Genomic DNA, 13,213 nt, shown 5'->3' with positions numbered 1-13,213 from the left:
TCATCGAGCATCCGCATCCCCCAGAGCGACCGAAGCGACCCTTCGATGAACACAGACTAAAACAGCTTGTCGATCGAGGACACAGCCAAAAATCCTGCGGCCACCGGGCCGCGCAGCGACCGGACTTCACTCGGTCGCTGCGCGGCTCCGGTGGCAAAACCCCAGTTGGGAGAGGTTCGGTGTCCTCTCAACAGCGACTGAAGCGACCGAAGTTCCGGTCTATGAGGACGGCAGCAACACTCCTTCATGGCTTGCATATATGGGAGATGAGAGTCGCTTCGGTCGCTCGCCGCGCCCCGGCAGGCCTGTGGCCTGCGGGAATGCACTACCAGTGCAGCGACCGAAGTCCCCCCTCGGCGGAGGGGTGCCTGAGTCGCTGCCACGTCGCTGTGGGGGCAGGAGTGGCTTTCTGGTGCGGGAGGTGCGGTTGCTTCGTGTGGCTGTCCAACTGCGCCCGGGGGCGCTGTCCGTCCGGTGGGAGTGGCTGTCAGGCTCGCGGCCCTGCGCAGAGGGGAGCGGGGCATGGACGACGAGTACCGGTGCGAGATCTGCGGCGAGACGAACAGTGTGTGGGACAGGCCGTCCGGGCTGTGGGCGGAGCAGTACCTGCTGCCGGGGGAGGCGGACTGCTGGAACTGCTCCGCCGTCAACGTGCTTCCGGACGGCTGACGGTGGGCCTGCGGGAGCGGGCGGAAGGGTGGCCGCGGGCGGGTCGCACTACGATGGACGGATGCCCGCCGCCACACCCGCGCCACCGTCCTCCCGACGCGTCCCCGGGAACCATCGCCCCTTACTCCCGTCCGCCGGCACCCGCACGGCGGAACGCGCGGACGGGTTCCTCGAGCGGGGGGTGCGGTGATCAGGGTCGGGCTGGTGGACGACCAGCCTCTGGTGCGGACCGCGCTGCAGATGGTCATCGCCCAGGCCGATGACCTGGAGGTCGTCGGCGAGGCCTGTGACGGGGCGGAGGCGGTCAGGCTCGCGGAGGACGCGGCGCCGGACGTCATCGTGATGGACATCCGGATGCCCGGCATGGACGGCATCGAGGCGACCCGCCGGATCGCGGCGGGCCCCTCGGAGGCGCAGGTCATCGTCCTGACGACGTTCGACGAGGACGAGTACGTGTACGGGGCGCTGCGCGCCGGGGCGGCGGGTTTCCTGGTCAAGGACATGGTCCTGGAGGAGATCCTCGGGGCGATCAGGGTGGTCGCCGCCGGGGACGCGCTGATCGCCCCGGGAATCACCCGGCGCCTCATCAAGAACTTCACCGCCCAGCCGCCGGCGACCACCGCCGCGTCCACGGGCCGGCTGCGGGGCATCACGGACCGGGAGAAGGAGGTCCTCGCCCTCATCGGCGCGGGCCTGACCAACACCGAGATCGCCCACGAGCTGACCATCAGCATCGCGACGGCCAAGACCTACGTGACCCGGCTCCTGGCGAAACTCGACGCCCGCGACAGGGTCCACCTGGTGATCCTGGCGTACGAGAACGGTCTGGCGGGCCCCTCACAGCGCCCCTGACACACCGCACACCGACGACCACTCCCGAACCGCCTCGCCGATCACACCGGCTTGGCGGAGCTGTACGTCCACCCGCGGCGGCCTGGAGCACGTCCGGTCGTTTGACAGACCCCGGCGGCTCAGGAAGCCGTGGCCGGAGCCAGTTCCGTGAGGCGGTCACGCCACTCGTACGGGGAGCGAACGATCCGTGCGCGCTCCTGAGCGTAGCGGGCGGTGCCCTCGAGCTGGGTGGCGAGACGCTGGTCAGCGTCGTTCAGTCGGGCCGGGCTTCCATGGCGCTGCTCTTGGAGCTCGGGCATAGCGGGGCCCTCGTCAGTCGTGGTCCGGGTGGAGTTTGCGGTTGGTGCCGGATCTGCCGATGTCCAGGTCCAGGAACGAGGTCAGCGTGGTGCCGCTGTTCCAGAAGCCGAGCAGGTTGACGTCGATGAGTACCAGTTGGTGCTTGGCGGCGAAGTCGCGGGCCGGTTTCGTGAAGACGCACGAGGCTACGAAGACGGGAACGTCTGCACCGTGTTCGGCGCGGGCGGTGCCGTTGAACGTCTGGATGTCGCGGCTGCCGACCGTGCGGTGCTTGGCGTAGCGCTTGCATTGGATGACGATTCGGCGGCCGTCGGGTAGGAGGCCGGTGACGTCGGCTCCGAGGTCGCCGGCGCCGCCGACTCGTTTCACGTCGGTGCATCCGTCCCGGCGGCACAGGTCGGCGATGTACTCCTCGAACTGGCGGTCGTCCATTGCCCAGACCGTGTCCAGGGATCGGCGGGCCTGGAGGCGCGCCTCCTCGGCCAGTCGGGCTTTCTCCGCTTGTGCCTCACGTCGTCCGGTGTGTACGAGTCTGGCCCCGATGGCCCCGATGGCGGCGATGGCGGCGATGGCTAACGCAACAAGCAGCACTGTTCCCATGGAATGGTCCTCTTTCTGTGGTCTGCTGGCTTGTTGCTCCCCATCTGTTGGGCTGCCCATCCAACGCGGCCAGGGGCTGGCTGCCTGTACTCGCGCGTTGTCTCTGTTGGTTCGTGCCGACCTGGCCTTGGCGCCCTCCTTTTCTAGGTCGTGCCCGTTCATGGGCCTGGCGCGCTGTTCTGGGAGGCAGGTTGGCGTGGTCGTGCTGGGCCTGCTTGTTGTCCGCGGACAACGTTCACTCGTGATTGACGGGCCTGGACGTTTGTTGTCCGCGGACAACAAGTGTGGGCAGACACGTGCTTTGCGGGGTTTCTGAACCGAGAGGGGCGAGTAAGGTAGCGCCATGACCGCGCCATACGACCCGACCAATCGGGAAAAGGTAGTAGCCAAGCTGCCTGCTGAGCTGCGCAAGGAGCTGAAGGTCCGGGCGGCGGAACTGGGGAAGGACATCCAGGACGCCGTCACTGAAGGTGTTGAGGCCTGGCGGAAGGCAAAGGACCGCTCGGTGGTCGACACCGCTGGGGGCACGTCGTTCGCGACCTACCTCCCGGCCGGGCTGTACGGCAAGCTCAAGCAGGACTGCAAGACCCGCAACATCTCCTACAACCAGGGAATCGCCCAGTCGATCCGCTGGTGGCTCGACAACAACCCGTCCCCACGCCCGAAGCCGGCCCGGGTCACCGGAGCGCGCCGGATCATCTTCGGCAACCAGAAGGGTGGCGTGGGAAAGACCTCGGTCTCCGCCGGCGTCGCACAAGCGCTCGCAGAGTCTGGGCGCCGCACGCTGCTCATCGACTTCGACCCGCAGGGCCACCTCACCAAGCAGCTCGGCTACCCGATGTTCGACATCGATGAGGCCAGCTTGGCCAAGCACATGCTGAGGGAGGCCAAGGGCGAACTGAGCGAGCTGCTCGTGCCGATAAAGGGCGGGGACTTCGAAGAGCACCTGTGGCTGCTGCCCGCCTGCAAGGACGCGTTCCTGCTCGACGCGAAGCTGGCCACCACCAAGGCCGTACGCATCAAGGAGACGGCGCTGGAGAAGGCCCTCGAGCCGCTGGAGCAGGACTTCGACTACATCATCGTCGACTGCCCCCCGAGCCTGGGCTACTCCATGGACACCGCCCTGTACTACTGCCGCACCCGTGACGGGGAAGAACCCAGTACCTCCGGCATCGTGGTCCCGGTGCTGGCCGAGGACTCCTCCGCCGACGCCTACGACATGCTCTACGACCAGATCCAGGACCTCGTCGAGGACATGGACGTCAACATCGACCTGCTGGGCTTCGTGGTCAACATGTACGACAGCCGTAAGGGTTTCGTCGCCACGTCGTCGCTCGACGAATGGCACAACATCGGCGAGCCGCCCGTCCTCGCTGTGGTCCCCGAGCTGAAGGACCAGCGCGAGGCAGTCCGTGTGAAGAAGCCGCTGCTCGTGCACGCGCCCTACGGTGACCAGGCAGACGTGATGCGTGCTGTGGCTCGGAGGATCAGCGCATGAGCGTCGCCGACAAGCTGGGAACCGGATCGTCGTTCGGCAACGTTGCTCGAGGCCGTAGCGCTCGAGGCCGTGCCAAGGCCGTCACCCAGGGGGACGTGCCGGCGTATGAACTCGTGCGACTGCAGCTGAACGAGGTCGCCCCTACCCCGTTGAACCCGCGCCGGAACTTCGGCACGGAGGAGGAGCTGACCCGCTTCGGTGAGGAGCTGCGTCAGGCTCAGTTGGCGGCCTGTGTCGCTGTCACTCGTGACGCCTATCTGGCGTTGTGGCCCGAGCATGAGGAACGGATCGGTTCCGCCGAGCACGTTCTGATCAACGGTGAGCGGCGCTACCGCAGCGGCGTCCACGTCGGGTTGGAAGCGCTGGATTTCGTTGTCCGGGACGACCTGGCTTCCTCCCGTGAGCAGTTCATCAACCACCTGCTCAAGGAGAACCTCGATCGTGAAGACTTCGACGTCATAGAGCGGGCCCGAGGTGTGCAGCACCTGGTGGACGTCTGTTCGGAGAAGGGAGAGCGTGGTGCTCGCTCTCGTGCCGCTGAGCAGTTGGGTAAGGACCGTTCGTGGGTGACCAACCAGCTCGTCCTGCTGGAGCTGCCGGCAGAGTTGCAGTCGATGCTCAGCGCTGGCAGCCTCGCGGAGCGTGACGGCCGGCTCCTTGCTCGCCATCTGAAGGACAATCCAGGCCTTGATGCCGCAGCGCTGCTGGATCATCTTGAGCAGACGAAGACGGCAGCAGCCGTGCTGAAGCAGCAGGAGAAAGAAGCGCTGGAGCTCGTTCGGAGCGCCCAGACAGGGACGGCCGCAGAGCCTTTGTTGTCCGCGGACAACAAAGACGCCGAGTCCGAAGACGACGCCGCACAGACGGGCCAACAGTCGAGTTCGTTGTCCGCGGACAACAAACCATCCAGCGACTCCGACGCGGCAGGCGCTACGGGCGGCTCAGTGCAGGAGCGTCAGCCGCTGAATGGCGGCAAGAAGACGGAGGATCCTGCTTCGGCGCTGCCCGGGCAGCGGAGCGACCCGGCTGATGACGCAGCGGGCACGGAGGAGGAGCAGGAGGAGGACAGTCAGCCCAAGCGGTTGCCGTACGGCGACCCCGTCTATGTGGCCATGCATCTGGAACTGAAGATGAAGCCTGAGGACTTCCTGGAGTCCACGCGGTTGATGGCGACGAAGTGCTGGGACAGGGCCGAGCTGACACCCGCCCTCAACCTGTTGAAGGACATGCTGAGGGCGGCCAGGCAACAGGACCCGGAGTCGCTGCAGTCCCTGCTTGCCGAGTTCACGAGCGAGACCATGACGGCTTGACCTTGACAACGCGGCACAACGCCCTGGAGCAGGGGCCTGCTGAGACACAGAAAGGCCCGGTCTTCCCGATCGATCGGGAAGACCGGGCCTTCGGCATGTACGAATCACGCGTCAGCGCTCAGTGTCTGGGCCCCCGCTGGCTCGGATGCTCAGCGTTCGATGTGGATCGAACGACTTGGAAACAGTTGTTTCCAAGCGGCTAGCGGCTGGTTGCTGGCACTCGCTGAATGAGTTCGACGGTGCTTCCCGAACGTCGACGCCGTGTGTGAGGGCGGCACGGGATGCGGAGGATGAGCACCGCCGGGTCGTCACCAGGGTAGAGGTGGAGGTTCCGCCATCTGTGGACACGGGCCATGTACGCGACGGCGGCCTCGATGATGCCGGCCCATCGCTGGTGTCCAAGGAAGAGGAACGCGACCGGACACAGGTGAGCGTCGTTAGGGCCGTCGAGGCCGGTGACCTGCAGGTCACCGTGAGCGAGGAAGCCGTTCTCCACCGCTTCCTCGTCGGGGGTCCAGAGCTGTTCGGCGGGGTGCATGGTGCCGTCGTCGCCCTCGCTGGTCTCGATCTCGTACAGGGCCGGGGCGGTCACGCGCTCACCCCGCGACGGCGGCGTCCAGGAGCGCCACGGCGTCGACCTCGTACGGGTCGGCGAACAGCTGGTGGTCGCTGACGTCGAGCGGCGCGTACCGCGCAGAGACGCGGTGTCCGGGCACAACCGTGGTTTTCCGCCCCTCCAGCGCGGCGGTGATCCGGTCGTAGTCGTGCTGGGCGTGCCGGGTCTGGGTGCAGGGGCCGAGGCGCAGCAGGGTGTAGCCGTCGCGGCTGTCGTCGCGTTCGCGGACCTCGATGGAGAGGGCGTAGTGGGCGGGGTCCATGCCGACCTCGTCGGGCAGGGGCAGGTTCGCGGCGGCGTGGGTGAGCATCGCGTAGCCGGGCTGCCAGAAGCCGAGGGTCGCGTTCGTTTCGCAGCGCAGCCGGCCGCAGTCGGTGTAGCCGAGCTGGCGGCCGTGGAGACAGGCCGCGGCGTGCGGGGTGTCAGGATGGACCAGGACGACGGCGATCATCTCGGGGCCGTGGCCGTCGCCGGGCCGGGTGTGCGCGCGTTCCACGAACGGCCGACACGCACGGCGATGTCCCGGGCGCTGCCGGGTGTCCAGGGCTCGGGGTTGCGCAGGGCGGTGAGCATCGCGAGGAACTGGTCGACGACGGCCTGGTCCTCGGGTGTGAGGGCGCCGGGGCCGTGGCCGCAGCGGCGGAAGCGACGGATCATCGGGCGGTCTCCTGCTCGGGGTTGGCGGTGCGGGGGTCGGCGGGCGTCTTGAGGACGCGAGGGAGATGGACGTGTAGGTGCTCGACTACGGCCTCGCGGCCGCGGTCGCGGAGTTCTCGGGCGAGGAGTTCGGTAAGACCGCTGGCCCTTTTCCGGACCAAGAGCTCGTCCTTGGCTGTAGTTCGCGCAGGGCCCAGGCGGCTTCGAGGTGTCGACCTCTTTTGCCGGCGCCGGGCGGCACGTCTTCATTTGTGGTCGCGCAGGAAGGCAGGGATCTCGTCGCGGGTCGGGTAGTTCGGCAGGGGGGCTGGCTTGTCCTGAAGGAACGCAGTGATGACGGCGACGGCCCGGTCGTTGTTGTCGTCGAGACCGTTCCACATGTGGTGTCCGACTCCGGGCATGTACTGCGTGCGCTGGATGGCGGGGGCATTGGCAAGCACGGCGGTCGCCCATTGGCGGACCTGGGAGGAGCACTCGGCGATCATCAGCATCGCGGGGGTCCGGGAGCGCCTCAGCTGCGGGGCGACGGAGGGTGAGTCCTTGACCGTCTGCTGGATGCGGAGGCTGGCGGCGGGACTGAAGGAGAAGTTCTGCGCGGTGTCCTCGGTGGGGATGCGGTGCGCGTCGCGCGCGCAGTAGGCGGATGCGGTGTCGCTGCCGAGGTCGGCGGCGGTGAAGGCGTTGTCGCCTTCGGCCTGTCCGATCAGACCGGTGCCGGGGGTGAGGAGACCGAGTCGCATGAGGCCGAATGCCACGGCGTACCGGGGGACGTGCGTCGATCGCGGTCCGGTCGGGGCCGGCGCGAGGCCCCGTGCGGATGCCCGGCCCTTGTGCCCGGCGATGCGTGTGGTGGGGCCGTCCATGGGCCCGGGCTCGGCGATGACCGCCCGGTGCAGGCGCGCGGCGACGCCAGGGTCGGCCAGGGCCCGGGTGAGCACGACTCCGCCTGAGGAGAATCCGAGGACGTCGACCTTGCCCTTGTCCAGGCGGTCGACGAAGGCGGCGAGGTCACGGACCGACCTGGAGATCGTGTACTGGCCCATGGGGAGCAGGTCGCTCCGTCCGCCGCCGGCCTGTTCGTAGGCGTAGACGTCGTGGCCCTGGCGTGCCAGGTGTCGCAGGAACCGGTGGTCCTGCACGGAGATGCCGCGGACGGGTCCTCCGTGGAGGTACACGAAGGGGACGGGATGCCGGGGGCCGGGGTTCGCGGGCGGGTAGTGATACACCGCGACCCGGCTGCCCGTGGCCAGGTTCCAATGCTGAGTGGACACGAACGGCAGCGCGGGCGGGTACCGCCTGGCCGTGGGCACGGTCGGGATGCAGACCGTCGCCGTCAGCGCCGCCGCGACGATCACCGGCAGGAACGGCACGAGTCTCGTCGGCCAGGTGCGGTGCCGGCCGCGCCACAGCGCGAAGACAGCCCCGACCCCGAGGGTCGTCAACCACGCGGCGAACCCCGAACCCGCCCCGTCCGTGAGGGCGATCAGTGCGAGAAAGACGACGACCATCGTCACGACGGCGGCCAGGGCCGGCAGTAAGCGTCCGGTGAAGCGGACGAGACGTATGACGGACATGGACACGACGGACCTCCGACAGTTTCAGAACATCGTTTCAAAACAACGTTACCAAAGGAGGTAGACTGCTGCCCATGGGTAGGCCCAGAACGAACGACGAGGCCGTCAAAGAGCGGCTTGTGGAGTGCGCGACCGAGATGCTCGCCACCCGTCCGCGGGAGTCGGTCACGGTCCGCGCCGTGGCCGCTGCCGCCGAGGCGTCGACGACGGCGGTGTACTCCTTGTTCGGCGGCAAGGACGGACTGATCGGTGCGGTGCGCGACAGGGCCGTCGCCGGCCTGTTCCAGGACCTGTCGGCGGTGCGGACCTCCGCGGACCCTCTCGCCGACCTCTACGCGCTGGCCGTCGCCTACCGTCGTTGGGGGTGCGGACACAGCCACCTGTACACGGTGCTCTTCGGTGGTGTGCAGTCCTTCGACCCGTCGGGAGAGGTCGGCGCCGGCGACCCGATCCGTCCGCTCCTCGCGGCGGTCGATCGCGCCTTGACGGCGTCCGCCCTCGCTGGCGACGCAACGGCGATCGCCCTGTCGATCTGGGCCACCCTGCACGGGCTCGTGACCCTCGAACTGGCCGGGGCCCTCGACGCCACCACGGCCGAAGCCGCCTTCCGCTCGACGGTTCACGCCACGCTGCGCGGATGGACTACCGCGGAGGTGTTCCGCAGTCTTCGCCAGGCCGAACTCGCTCGGTGAGCAGGATCAGGGCCGGTACCCGGACTCTCCCGATCCTGGCTGAAGCCGTGGTGCGTGGCCGGTGAAGACCGGCATGCCAAGGTCAACCAGCTGCGGCCGGCCATCGGTCGGAGCCCGTTTAAGGCTGTTGAGCTTGGCCATCACGGCGTCAAAGCTGACTTGGAGTCCCTCGACCTCGCCAAGCCAGCCGTTGGCGCGGGCCTCGCGGATGCGCTCGCGGAGGTTCTGGATGATCTCCAAGAGGCGGGGCCGCTGGTGAGGATCCATCTGGAGGACTGGACAACGGATGCAGGCGTGCTCGTGTTTGCAGGGGGTTCCGTAGGGTCGCCCGCAGGTGGCCCCGTGCTGTCGGGTGGGGCGAGGGGTTCCCACACGAAGTCGCTGACGTAGGTCCAGGCCGCCGGGATGAGCCAGCCGAGGTCCAGACGGTGGTCTCCGCGCGGTCGGTTCGGCTGGCTCTCATCGTGCCCCCGAGCCATGTCCGCGGTAGGGCGAGGTCGAAGCTGCCCCGGCATTGCTCCCTTCGAACGCGCCTCGCACGGTATTTGTACGGTAAAGTTACGCTGACTTTACGGTTACGGAGTAGGGTGTGGGTCAGGAGGTGTTCCATGTCCGAGTTGTTCGACGCGGTCGACGCGCTGGTCGCGTCCCGCTCGCCGCTGCCGCCGGCCGAGGAGCGCAAGCGGCTGCGCACCGCGCACGGCCTGACGCTGGACGAAGTCGCCGGCGCGCTGAAGGTGCGTCGGGCCACGGTGTCCGCCTGGGAGTCGACGAAGAAGCCGACCGAGCCGCGCGGTCCGGAGCGTGAGGCGTACGCCCGGCTGCTCAAGCAGCTCGCGGAGCTCTATCCGGCACCCGAAACGCCGGAGGCGCCAGCTGCCTCGGTACCCGCCGCGTTCGCCAGCGCGCCCGTGCCGACAGGCCAAATGCCGGAAGTTTCGGATGCTCTAATCGACGAAGTGGTCGCATCTGGTCACCCCACCAGGTCGCGCCGTCCCGGGACGCGGGAGGCGGCCCCGGCGGAAGCGCGGACTCTGTCCACAGGGGAGGCGTCCGAGGCTGCGGCCATGACTGCAACCGAGAACACCCAGACCCCTGTCCCTGTCGTCGCTGCTCCGGCGGCCGCGCTGCGTCCGGCGCGCACCACCAGGACGTCGTCGACGTCGCGCCGCCCGGGTGCGAAGAAGGCGGCCCCGGCCAGCGCCCCGGCGGGCTCCGCCGATCCGCGGTTCGAGAACGGTCCGCTGGCGGTCGTCGACGTCGAGGACGGCCAGGTGCTGGCGTACTGCACCGGCGGCCTGGTCCTGGACGTGCCCGCCAAAAGCATCCCGGCCCTGATCGACTGGACACTCAAGGAGGCGAAGCTCGGGCAGCCGAAGCTCGCCGGGCCCGGCAAGGACGCCGACCCGCTGATCGTGCTCACCGAGGCCGCGCTGGAGCGCTACGGCCTCCCCGTCACGCTCACGGAGGAGGAGAAGCACGCCGGGCGGATCCCGGAAGGCCACAAGGTCATCAAGCAACTCGCACGCGCGGAGTGGAAGCTGACAAAGAGGGGCTTCGGCCCGTGGGCGCGGATCTACCGTCCCGCGACCGGCTCGGAGCGGGCCTGCGTGCAGCTGTGTATTCCTTCGTGGCACGCGCTGGACACACGGCACTGGGGCGAGGCCGGGCAGCTCCCGCCGGCCGAACTCGCCCGCGTGCTGGGCGTGTACGCCTCGCGGGTGATGACGCCGCGCGGCTCCACCGCCGTGACGGGCCTGGAGCTGATGACCGCGCTGCACCCGCCGACGCGGGCCTCCGAGCCGGACACCGACGGCAAGCGGCACTCCGAGCACAACCCCGGCTCGCTGGGCAAGGACGCCATCGACCCGATGAACTGGCCGCCGTGCGAGGTTCCCGACGGCCACCCCGTCCTCAAGGACCTGCCCCGCTTCCACGTGCGCGGCCCCGGCGAGAAGCTGTTCGAGGAGGCATACGACTGGGCACGGCCGATGACGGACGCCGAGTGCACCCTGCGGCACCTGGTCGGCATCGACGTCAACATGGCCTTCGCCGCCGGCGCCAACGGTCTGAACGTCGGCCTGGGCGAAGCGACGCACGTCAAGGCCCCCGCGTTCGACCCGAAGCTGCCCGGCTCGTGGCTGGTCGACCTCTCCCACGTCGACCTGTCCCGCGTGAAGGTCGGCAAGGAATGGGTGGAGCTGGACGGCCGCCTGCTGCCCTCCCCCTTCACGCCGAAGGGCGAGCGCCCGGCCGCCCCGGCCTGGTACGCGACGCCCACCGTGGCGTACGCGGCGGAGCTGGGCTACGAGGTGCGCCCGATCGAGGCGTGGGTCCGGTACGACAACGGCCGCTACCTGGACGGCTGGTACAACCGGCTCCGCGATGCCTACCTCGCCACGATGGCCGACCTCGGCGTCGGCGCCGACCTTGCCCCGGCCGACTTCCTCGCCGCGATGGACGGCTACAAGGACCGTGACCCGGACCTGGCGATCGTCGTCTCGGCGATCAAGGCGACGGTGAAGGGCGGCCTGGGCAAGCTGCGCGAACGCCCGCGGGGCGAGGGCTGGCGGCCCGGGCAGCCGTGGCGGGCGCTGTCCCGCCCGACCTGGCGGCCGGACATCCGCGCGGCCGTCATCTCCCGCACCCGGATCAACCTGCACCGCAAGATCGTCAAGCACGCGGCGTTCACCGGGCAGTACCCGGTCGCGATCCTGTCCGACTGCGTCGTCTACGCCACCGACGGCACCAGCCCGCTGGATTTCCTGCCCTACCGGGAGGGCAAGCCGCTGCCCGGCGGCTTCAAGCTCGGCATCAACCCGGGCCTGGTCAAGCACGAGGGCACCCAGACCGTCCTGTGGGGCGAGGGAGTTCGCGAGCGGTTCAACGCGCCGGAGCTCAACCTCGCCCGGTACATCAAGGACGGCACCGTCACCGACGTCGACAACGGAGAGTAGGGAGGGCCACGATGAGCCTGTTCGGGGACGGCCTGGACGCCGCGGTGCACAAGGCGTTCACCCGCCCGGCACCCAAGAGCGCGGGTGCGCAGATGCGGTACCTGGTCAAGCAGCTCAAGGGCACGAAGGCGGTCGCCCAGACGCTGCGCATCTCCCAGCGCACCGTCGAGCGGTACGTGAAGGACCAGATCAAGAAACCCCGCCCGGACCTCGCCGCGCGTCTGGAGCGCGAGGTGAAGAAGCGGTGGCAGCCGCAGATCCGGGCGAAGGCCAAGGCGAAGGCGGCCAGCACGGGCGGCATCGTCATCGACACCCGCGCCCGCATGGGCTACACCGCGCCGATCGGCTCCACCGACCAGGACCGCATCCGGCACCTGACCGTCGCCCTGCCCCCGCAGTACGCCGCCCGCCTCTTCGACGCCCAGGAGGCCGGCGCCGGCGACCAGCAGCTCAAGGAGATCGCGGCCGAAGCGCTCAAGGAGGTGTACTTCCAGGACAGCGGCCGCCGCGCCGGCTCCCTGGAGGAGGTCCGCTTCACGGACATCGAGCACCTCGAGTTCGAGCTGTAGCAGAAGCTCTCCGAACAGCCCGCGAGCCCAGGACCGATGCGGTCCGGGGCTCGCTCGCGTATCCGCGGGGGCTTGGATCGTCGGCGGCTATGTGCCCATCAGCTCGTCGAGCGAAGCTACGATGACGGCCCCCGACACCGATCACTGCTCCGGCCACCGGTGATGGAGAACGACCAGGTGATGCGGAGTGGCCCCCTGCGGCCGCGCCCACCCGATACCGTGGTTGCACACGCCAGACCCGGGCATTGGAGGCACCGATGAGCGAGAAGCCGGCCCCCGCCGACACCACCGCCCGGCAGCAGCTGGAGCCCGCCGCCGCCGAGGCCGTCCGTGCGTACGCGGCCAGGACCCGCGAGAACGCCGACCAGCTCGCCGCCGTCCTGGAGGACATCGCCACCAACGGCTTGCCCTCGGTGGAGGACTGCACGCCGTGGGAAGAGCTGCGCGAGGCCCACCTTGCCCGGCTCGCAGCCCAGCGCCCAGCTGTAGCCTGATGGTCCCGCAGCACGGCCGCCGCGCGCGAATCGTCTTCTCCGACTCCGCCGCCAAGCAGCTGGACTCCATCACCAGCGAGGCCGAGCTGCACGCCCTGGACCGTGCCCTGGTCGTCATCTCCGTTGACCCTGATGCCGGCGAGCCGCTCCCTCACGACAGCACCGGTCCGCAGCTGCGCCAGTACATCGACGACATCGAACGCGTCCGGCTTCTGTACTGGGTCAGCGCTCTGCGCACCGTAGTCGTCGTCGCCTTCATCGAGGTCTAGCCGCTGCTACTACCGTGGTGCTGCCCCCGAGCGCTGCACATGCTGCCCAGGTATTGCAGGCGGCTCCGGCGGGCAGCGCAGTGCAGTATTCGCACGGGTTAGTCGGCGCACAAGGGCTGCTCGTTTCACCACACAGCGGAAGGTCTGGACCTACGC

Annotated in this window: 16 protein-coding genes; 9 read left to right on the top strand and 7 right to left on the bottom strand. The window is 68.8% G+C overall.

Features of this window, described 5'->3' with window-relative positions; translation table 11 throughout:
• Positions 1–522 precede the first annotated feature (522 nt).
• On the top strand, positions 523–669 hold the full coding sequence (locus ACZ8ZB_RS34360; protein WP_470741721.1) for a hypothetical protein: 147 nt from the start codon (positions 523–525) through the stop codon (positions 667–669).
• Positions 670–873: 204 nt separating this feature from the next.
• A complete protein-coding gene (locus ACZ8ZB_RS34355; RefSeq protein WP_470741720.1) occupies positions 874–1,521 on the top strand; it encodes a response regulator in 648 nt (215 codons plus the stop codon).
• A gap of 119 nt (positions 1,522–1,640) precedes the next feature.
• Here ACZ8ZB_RS34355 and ACZ8ZB_RS34350 read toward each other — a convergent pair whose 3' ends face one another.
• Positions 1,641–1,820 (bottom strand): hypothetical protein, encoded by a 180-nt coding sequence (locus ACZ8ZB_RS34350; RefSeq protein ID WP_470741719.1) that lies wholly within the window; start codon positions 1,818–1,820, stop codon positions 1,641–1,643.
• 13 nt (positions 1,821–1,833) lie between these two features.
• Positions 1,834–2,421: a restriction endonuclease gene (locus tag ACZ8ZB_RS34345; protein WP_470741718.1), complete on the bottom strand. Its 588-nt coding sequence runs from the start codon at positions 2,419–2,421 to the stop codon at positions 1,834–1,836.
• Positions 2,422–2,764: 343 nt separating this feature from the next.
• Between ACZ8ZB_RS34345 and ACZ8ZB_RS34340 the strand changes: the two genes are divergently transcribed.
• Together ACZ8ZB_RS34340 and ACZ8ZB_RS34335 are read left to right on the top strand one after the other, a co-directional pair.
• Positions 2,765–3,919: a ParA family protein gene (locus tag ACZ8ZB_RS34340; RefSeq protein ID WP_470741717.1), complete on the top strand. Its 1,155-nt coding sequence runs from the start codon at positions 2,765–2,767 to the stop codon at positions 3,917–3,919.
• The gene (locus ACZ8ZB_RS34335) at positions 3,916–5,229 is read left to right on the top strand and encodes a ParB/RepB/Spo0J family partition protein (protein ID WP_470741716.1); all 1,314 of its coding nucleotides are present in this window, start codon (positions 3,916–3,918) and stop codon (positions 5,227–5,229) included. The genes ACZ8ZB_RS34340 and ACZ8ZB_RS34335 overlap by 4 nt, the downstream gene beginning before the upstream one ends.
• 199 nt (positions 5,230–5,428) lie before the next feature.
• On the opposite strand, the gene ACZ8ZB_RS34330 is transcribed toward ACZ8ZB_RS34335, so the two are convergent.
• From ACZ8ZB_RS34330 to ACZ8ZB_RS34315, 4 genes are all read right to left on the bottom strand, one after another.
• Positions 5,429–5,821, bottom strand: coding sequence for a hypothetical protein (locus ACZ8ZB_RS34330; RefSeq protein WP_470741715.1), 393 nt, complete (start codon positions 5,819–5,821; stop codon positions 5,429–5,431).
• A 4-nt stretch (positions 5,822–5,825) separates the two neighbouring features.
• Complete coding sequence (locus tag ACZ8ZB_RS34325) at positions 5,826–6,341, bottom strand: hypothetical protein (RefSeq protein WP_470741714.1); 516 nt, start codon at positions 6,339–6,341, stop codon at positions 5,826–5,828.
• Complete coding sequence (locus ACZ8ZB_RS34320) at positions 6,293–6,502, bottom strand: hypothetical protein (protein WP_470741713.1); 210 nt, start codon at positions 6,500–6,502, stop codon at positions 6,293–6,295. Before ACZ8ZB_RS34320 ends, ACZ8ZB_RS34325 begins: the two co-directional genes overlap by 49 nt.
• A gap of 245 nt (positions 6,503–6,747) precedes the next feature.
• Entirely contained in the window at positions 6,748–8,076 is a 1,329-nt protein-coding gene (locus tag ACZ8ZB_RS34315) for an alpha/beta fold hydrolase (RefSeq protein WP_470741712.1), read from the bottom strand.
• A gap of 74 nt (positions 8,077–8,150) precedes the next feature.
• Between ACZ8ZB_RS34315 and ACZ8ZB_RS34310 the strand changes: the two genes are divergently transcribed.
• Entirely contained in the window at positions 8,151–8,768 is a 618-nt protein-coding gene (locus ACZ8ZB_RS34310) for a TetR/AcrR family transcriptional regulator (protein WP_470741711.1), read from the top strand.
• A gap of 6 nt (positions 8,769–8,774) precedes the next feature.
• Here ACZ8ZB_RS34310 and ACZ8ZB_RS34305 read toward each other — a convergent pair whose 3' ends face one another.
• The gene (locus ACZ8ZB_RS34305; protein WP_470741710.1) at positions 8,775–9,035 is read right to left on the bottom strand and encodes a hypothetical protein; all 261 of its coding nucleotides are present in this window, start codon (positions 9,033–9,035) and stop codon (positions 8,775–8,777) included.
• Between the two features lie 341 nt (positions 9,036–9,376).
• On the opposite strand from ACZ8ZB_RS34305, the gene tap reads away from it, so the two are divergent.
• The 4 genes from tap (at position 9,377) to ACZ8ZB_RS34285 (ending at position 13,057) form a co-directional block, all read left to right on the top strand.
• Positions 9,377–11,725, top strand: coding sequence for a telomere-associated protein Tap (gene tap / locus ACZ8ZB_RS34300; protein WP_470741709.1), 2,349 nt, complete (start codon positions 9,377–9,379; stop codon positions 11,723–11,725).
• 11 nt (positions 11,726–11,736) lie between these two features.
• On the top strand, positions 11,737–12,294 hold the full coding sequence (gene tpg / locus ACZ8ZB_RS34295; RefSeq protein WP_470741708.1) for a telomere-protecting terminal protein Tpg: 558 nt from the start codon (positions 11,737–11,739) through the stop codon (positions 12,292–12,294).
• 257 nt (positions 12,295–12,551) lie between these two features.
• Positions 12,552–12,788 carry a hypothetical protein gene (locus ACZ8ZB_RS34290; protein WP_470741707.1) on the top strand — a complete coding sequence of 79 codons (237 nt, stop codon included), beginning with the start codon at positions 12,552–12,554 and terminating at the stop codon, positions 12,786–12,788.
• A complete protein-coding gene (locus ACZ8ZB_RS34285) occupies positions 12,788–13,057 on the top strand; it encodes a hypothetical protein (RefSeq protein WP_470741706.1) in 270 nt (89 codons plus the stop codon). The genes ACZ8ZB_RS34290 and ACZ8ZB_RS34285 overlap by 1 nt, the downstream gene beginning before the upstream one ends.
• Positions 13,058–13,213: the final 156 nt, after the last annotated feature.

It is taken from the genome of Streptomyces sp. 12E, from assembly GCF_055633275.1.
Note: the sequence above shows the minus strand (reverse complement) of the source record. Positions and strands in the feature narration are given on the sequence as shown.

What these genes read in the sequence shown, in the direction of transcription:
- ACZ8ZB_RS34360 (WP_470741721.1), top strand. Translation starts at nt 523, where the DNA reads ATGGACGACGAGTACCGGTGCGAGATCTGCGGCGAGACGAACAGTGTG.
- ACZ8ZB_RS34350 (WP_470741719.1), bottom strand. Translation starts at nt 1,820, where the DNA reads ATGCCCGAGCTCCAAGAGCAGCGCCATGGAAGCCCGGCCCGACTGAAC.
- ACZ8ZB_RS34345 (WP_470741718.1), bottom strand. Translation starts at nt 2,421, where the DNA reads ATGGGAACAGTGCTGCTTGTTGCGTTAGCCATCGCCGCCATCGCCGCC.
- ACZ8ZB_RS34340 (WP_470741717.1), top strand. Translation starts at nt 2,765, where the DNA reads ATGACCGCGCCATACGACCCGACCAATCGGGAAAAGGTAGTAGCCAAG.
- ACZ8ZB_RS34335 (WP_470741716.1), top strand. Translation starts at nt 3,916, where the DNA reads ATGAGCGTCGCCGACAAGCTGGGAACCGGATCGTCGTTCGGCAACGTT.
- ACZ8ZB_RS34320 (WP_470741713.1), bottom strand. Translation starts at nt 6,502, where the DNA reads ATGATCCGTCGCTTCCGCCGCTGCGGCCACGGCCCCGGCGCCCTCACA.
- ACZ8ZB_RS34315 (WP_470741712.1), bottom strand. Translation starts at nt 8,076, where the DNA reads ATGTCCGTCATACGTCTCGTCCGCTTCACCGGACGCTTACTGCCGGCC.
- ACZ8ZB_RS34310 (WP_470741711.1), top strand. Translation starts at nt 8,151, where the DNA reads ATGGGTAGGCCCAGAACGAACGACGAGGCCGTCAAAGAGCGGCTTGTG.
- ACZ8ZB_RS34305 (WP_470741710.1), bottom strand. Translation starts at nt 9,035, where the DNA reads ATGGATCCTCACCAGCGGCCCCGCCTCTTGGAGATCATCCAGAACCTC.
- tap (WP_470741709.1), top strand. Translation starts at nt 9,377, where the DNA reads ATGTCCGAGTTGTTCGACGCGGTCGACGCGCTGGTCGCGTCCCGCTCG.
- tpg (WP_470741708.1), top strand. Translation starts at nt 11,737, where the DNA reads ATGAGCCTGTTCGGGGACGGCCTGGACGCCGCGGTGCACAAGGCGTTC.
- ACZ8ZB_RS34290 (WP_470741707.1), top strand. Translation starts at nt 12,552, where the DNA reads ATGAGCGAGAAGCCGGCCCCCGCCGACACCACCGCCCGGCAGCAGCTG.
- ACZ8ZB_RS34285 (WP_470741706.1), top strand. Translation starts at nt 12,788, where the DNA reads ATGGTCCCGCAGCACGGCCGCCGCGCGCGAATCGTCTTCTCCGACTCC.